We start from the raw sequence: 5,235 nt of genomic DNA, 5'->3' as shown, positions 1-5,235 counted from the left end.
GAGCGAAGCGAGCCGCCTTTGCTCCCGCTCCGCTCCCGCTCCGCGGGAGCAAAGGCGGCTCGCTTCGCTCACCGCCTCGTGGTACGCGCTGCGCGCGCACCACTAACAGAAGTGCAAGCGCCTCGCGTTGCGAGGCGAGGCTGGCCTTCGGCCAGCCGGTGGCTTCCGCTGCGCTCCAGCCACGGTGACGCTCCGCGTCACCAGGCGTGCCACGCTTCGCGTAGCCCGCTCACGGGCCTTCGGCCCGGGCTGGCTGCGGGGTGGGCTGCTCGGGGTGAGTCACTGTCGGGGCGCATCGAATGTTCTCGGCCAAGGTGTCGATGCCTACTGTGAAGGAGCCCTCAGTAGTCCCGGGGGGTACGGACTCCGGGCCCGCTTCGCCAGTCGGCCAGTCCACTGTGAGCTCGGCTACTTGCGCCTGCTGGGATTCCATCGTTGCCGCTACTCTGCCGCCTCCTTCGCAGGCCACTGCGAGTACGGTCGGCGGCCCCTTCCAGGCCCCCCGTCCCCGGTGTTCTCCTCCACCCACACCAGACCGTCAGGTCCAGGGGGCGGGAGAAGCCCTCCAGCGGCCGCAGTAGGTAGCCGCTCCCCCAGCGATCCCAACTGCCGCCAGTACGGACACGGTTAAGGTCTTGGTCACCCTTCTCATGTTCCGTCGCTCCCATTCGCTTGTCATGACGGGCAGTGTGGCGTGGGGAGGGTCGAGGATCTTCGCACCCGGGTATGGCTGCTCGCTTGCCGCGACTGTGTGGCGTGCACGGGCGACATGCGGCAGGTTTCTGGGTCCCGTGCTTCATTTTGAAGAGAGGATAGACTCTGGAATCAGATGTCAGTACATCCGGGCGACGGTGGTGGTCTTTACTTCCCGAACTGGTCCGGTGCTGTGGCCTGGTTTCAGATCTACTCACGGCAGCTGACCTCATGCCTGGCCCTGGGGTAAGGGAAATTGGAATGACAGTGAAGGAACTCCGTCCCCACCAGCGGGAAGCCGTGGACGCGGTGCTGCGGGCACTTGAGTTGCCCGGGACATCAGTGGTTCCTGCTCGGGGCCTACGGACTCAGGTGATCATGGCGACTGGATCGGGCAAGACACTCGTCGCCACCCGGAGCGCAGAGGAGCTGTGTGCGGGCCGCGTGCTGGTGGTCGTCCCCTCACTGGACCTGCTCACCCAGACCGAGGCCGCGTGGCGCGAGGCAGGCCGTACGGGCCCGATGATCGGGGTCTCGTCCCTGCGGGGCGAGGACGTGACCTTCCCCAACACCACGGACGCGGATGAGCTTATCGACTGGGTGCGGCCGTTCGACAAGGTCACCGTGTTCGCCACGTACGCCTCTCTCGGGCTCGGCACGCTGGAGCGCACACACCAAGCCGGCCTTCCGGGCTGGGACCTGATCGTGGTCGATGAGGCGCACCGGACGTCGGGGCGATTGGGCAAGCCGTGGGCAGTCGTCCACGACAACCAGCGAGTTCCCTCGCTGCGCCGCCTCTACATGACGGCCACACCCCGGCTGTGGCAGCTCGGGGACGAGGACGAGACCGGCGTACCCGGCGAGTTGGTCGCGAGCATGGAAGACGACCCCGAGGGGCCCTTCGGTGCCTGCTGCTACACCCTCACACTGTCCGAGGCCATCGATCGCGGGATCTGTGCTCCCTATCAGGTGGTGTGTCTGGACATCACCGATGTCCAGCTCCAAGCTGCACAGCTCCTGGGTGAGGATGCACGGTCCGAGCAGGTGCGCGGGGCCCGGCTCGCCGCACTCCAGACTGCGCTGGTGAAGGCCTCAGCTGAGGAAGGCTTCCGCAGGACACTAGTCTTCCACCACGTCGTCAAAGAAGCCGAGGCCTTCGCGGCCGGCCTCCCCGACGTCGCCGTGCAGTTGCACGCCGCCGATCCCGAGTTGTATCCGAAGACGATCTGGGCGGACTGGCTGTGCGGCGCGCACAGACCCAACCACCGGCGCCGGGTCCTCGGCGAGTTCGCCGATGGGGTCGCCACGGACGGCACGGTCGTGGAGAAGGGCTTCCTGGGTTCGGTGAAGGTGCTGGGCGAGGGCGTCGACACAAGGAACTGCGACTCCGTGTACTTCGCTGACGTACGCGGTTCCATGCCTGATCTCGTCCAGGCCGTGGGCCGGGCGCTGCGGATGCAGCCCGGTGAGGGCAAGATGGCCTCGCTCGTGGTGCCGGTGCTGCTCGGGCCTGGTGAGACGGCGGACAGCATGCTCACCAGCCGGGCGTTCGGTGGGTTGGCGAAGCTGTTGGAGGCGCTCAGGGCGCATGACGCCCGGGTGGTGGAGCAGCTCGCCGAGCAGCAGGCTCCCAGCGCCTACAAGCCCGCCTCGGCGGCCGCGCTGGGCCAGGAGAGTCGGGGTGGGGGGAGCGGGTCTGGCGGCCTATCGGCGTCCGCGCGCAAGCTGCTGAAGTTCTCCGTGCCGCGTGATCCGGCGCAGCTGGCCGCGTTCATCAGCCTGCGGGTCCTCAACCCCGAGCGCGAGCACTGGCGGCGCGGGGCGGAAGCCGCCGTCATCTATCAGCGGCTGCACGGCGATCTGAAGGTGCCGTTCACCTACCGTGTGCCCGGCGGCGACAGCCCAGCGGCTAAGGCTGAGGGATGGCCGGCCGTGCTCGCTTCCTTCCCTCTTGGGCAGTGGATCGCCGATGCCCGCCGCTTCTACGCCCGCGGGGAAATGGACGAGGACCGCGTTGTGCAGTTGGAGAAGCTGGGCATGGTGTGGTCGCACTTCGACGTCGCGTGGGAGGAAGGCCTGTCCGCCGCGCGCGGGTGGGCCGCCGGACACGGACACCTCCTGGCCCCGCTGGACGCCACCTACCAGGGCTACAGAGTGGGCATCTGGCTGAAGAACGCGCGGGCCGCAGCGAGGAGGGCTGCCGAGAACGAGCAGCGGCGTGCCGCGGGGCTGCTCGTGCAGTCGGCGGCTGGGGCGCTGTCGGAGGAGCGGCGCGAGCAGCTGGAGGACATCGACCCGGCGTGGTGCCCGGCCTGGCCCGTGGCATGGCAGCGGTGCTTCCACCTCCTCCGCCTCCACTTGGACGCCGGCTGTGCGCTGCCCACGTCGCCGGGCGATGTCGTGCGCCAGGGCGAGGATCTCGGACGGTGGGTGCGCTCGGTCCGGCTCGGCTGGGACACTCTGACGACCGTGCAGCAGTGGATGTGCGAGCGGGTCCTTGGCATCACACCCGCCGCCCAGGACGAGAAGCCGCCCCCGCGGCGTACGCAGGCCGACAAGTGGGCGATGAACTATGAGGCCGCCCAGCAGTTCTACGAACGCGAAGGACACCTCAAGGTCCCGCGCAAGCACGTCGAACGGATCGTCGGCGGCGGTGACGGGAACAGCGGCAGCAGCGAGGACCAGGAGGTTCGAGAGCATCGCCTTGGTGCATGGGTCAGCAACCAACGCAGCCGGGCCGCGACGCTGACACCAGAGCGGGTGGAGCTGCTCTCCGCCATCGGCATGCGGTGGGCATAGCCGCGCGCGGACGGGCGGCGGGGGCGGACAGGATCGTCCTGGCCGGCCCCGCTGAGGTGGGGCCGCTGAACAACGTCACAGCCGCCCTGCCCGCCCCCCTTTCCTTGCCGTGCAGGGGCTTGGGTGAGGAGGCCGCCGGCCGCTGCGGCGGGCCGCATCAGGGCAAGCCCGTCCGGCGCCCAGCCCCCGATGGGTCCCCCGCCCCGCGGCCGCTCCCGGCCGGAAGCCCTTACCAGGCGGGGCGCAACGATGCTGCCGCCGCCGTCGAAGTCAGCTCAAGACCTTGCCCTTGGCCCGCTGGAACTCCTCCTCCGAGATGTCGCCGTGCTCCCTGAGCCGGGACAGTTTCACCAGCTCGTCGGCCTGGCTGGTGCGGGACACGTCCTGCGCCGCGGTCCGGCGGATGTGGGCGTCGAAAATCTCCTGCCGGGCCTGTAACGCGTCGGCGTCCCGCCGGCCCATGCCGCGGCCCCGGACCAGGACGTACACGAAGACTCCGAGGAAAGGCAGCACGATCACGAAGATGATCCAGCCCGCCTTGATCCACCCGCTGAGCGTGTCGTCGCGGAAGATGTCGCCGATGATGCGGAAGAGCAGGTAGAACCACAGGATCCACATGAAGAGCCAGAACGTGCTCCAGAAGACGCTGAGCAGCGGATAGTCGTACGCAAGGGTGACGGAACCGTTCACAGTCCTCTCCTTCCTCGCACCGTTGACCAGAACGGCGCGCCAGGCGCCCGCGGGGCGCCCCAGCAGTGGTGCGCAGGCGCGGGATCGCACCTGCGGTAACCGGATGGCGTACCGGATCGTGAAGACCGCGGCCTGGGCCCGTCCGCCACCGCCGCCAGCGCGCCCGCACCGGGGGCCTCAGCCCGTCGCCGGGCGGACCACGCCGCACCGCGATGCCCCCTCCCCTTGGCCGTGGCACCGACGCCCGCTCCCGGCAAGAACGTGCCGCACAGCGTCCCTGACGTGCCGGACAGCGTCCCTGACCAGGGGCGCCCGCGGCATCGTTGCCGGTTTCACGCAGGCCCGCCGCGGCGGGCAGAACCTTTCGCCTGTCGTTGTCTGCGGCTCTTCATCGTGCCTCCGGTTCTTCCTCGCGCCGCGCGGGGAGCGAGCGCAGTTCCGCGGCGCCGGGGCCAAGGGCTTCTCCGGTGAACAATCCCTCGGCCACCGGCACGCCTGCCTGCTCGCCGACCGCGCGCCGCAGCCTCCCCGCCCAGCGGTGTTCCAGCAGCGCCGACTAGGCCGTGGTGCCAGGCTCCAGGGCTTGCGCCTGACAGCCGACGGAAACGAGATCCCCCCTCGGGCTGCTTGCACAGGACCAGCAGGTCCAGCACGAGGATCTGCCCCGCAGCCACGAGACTGTCCAGCCCTTAGGTGACCTGTCCCTCGGACTCCGTGTCCGGGCTGAAGACGATCGTCGGCATCTGCACGGGGCCGGCCCCGGCCGTCATCGCGACCTCCCTCTCTCCCTCTCTCCCTCTGCGGGTTGCACCTCAATTGAGCGACGTACCGCACAAGACGGCATCCCCCACAAGGGGTGAGCCCACCACACGGGCCATGGCGGCGCGTGCGGCCCGGTCCTCCTCTTGGGCGTCTTCGGATGCAGTTGCCCCCGAAAGACCGCCCGCAGCCCCACTGGTCCGGCGCGATGTCTTCTTCGACGTGGTTGCCGTCGAAGAACTCGTCCGGCGTGCTCAACGCCGGCACGCCCCCGCCACCCGCCCCCCCACACGG

At 69.4% G+C, this 5,235-nt stretch carries 2 protein-coding genes; one reads left to right on the top strand and one right to left on the bottom strand.

Annotated features, from left to right (window positions below; genetic code table 11):
* Nucleotides 1–954 precede the first annotated feature (954 nt).
* A complete protein-coding gene (locus AOK22_RS20760; RefSeq protein WP_079036710.1) occupies nt 955–3,492 on the top strand; it encodes a DEAD/DEAH box helicase in 2,538 nt (845 codons plus the stop codon).
* A 270-nt stretch (nt 3,493–3,762) separates the two neighbouring features.
* Here AOK22_RS20760 and AOK22_RS20755 read toward each other — a convergent pair whose 3' ends face one another.
* Nucleotides 3,763–4,182: an SHOCT domain-containing protein gene (locus AOK22_RS20755; protein ID WP_055700202.1), complete on the bottom strand. Its 420-nt coding sequence runs from the start codon at nt 4,180–4,182 to the stop codon at nt 3,763–3,765.
* Nucleotides 4,183–5,235 lie beyond the last annotated feature (1,053 nt).

Origin of the sequence: Streptomyces silaceus, from assembly GCF_001419745.1 — a bacterium.
Lineage (GTDB): Bacteria > Actinomycetota > Actinomycetes > Streptomycetales > Streptomycetaceae > Streptomyces > Streptomyces silaceus.
Note: the sequence above shows the minus strand (reverse complement) of the source record. Positions and strands in the feature narration are given on the sequence as shown.

What these genes read in the sequence shown, in the direction of transcription:
- AOK22_RS20760 (WP_079036710.1), top strand. Translation starts at nt 955, where the DNA reads ATGACAGTGAAGGAACTCCGTCCCCACCAGCGGGAAGCCGTGGACGCG.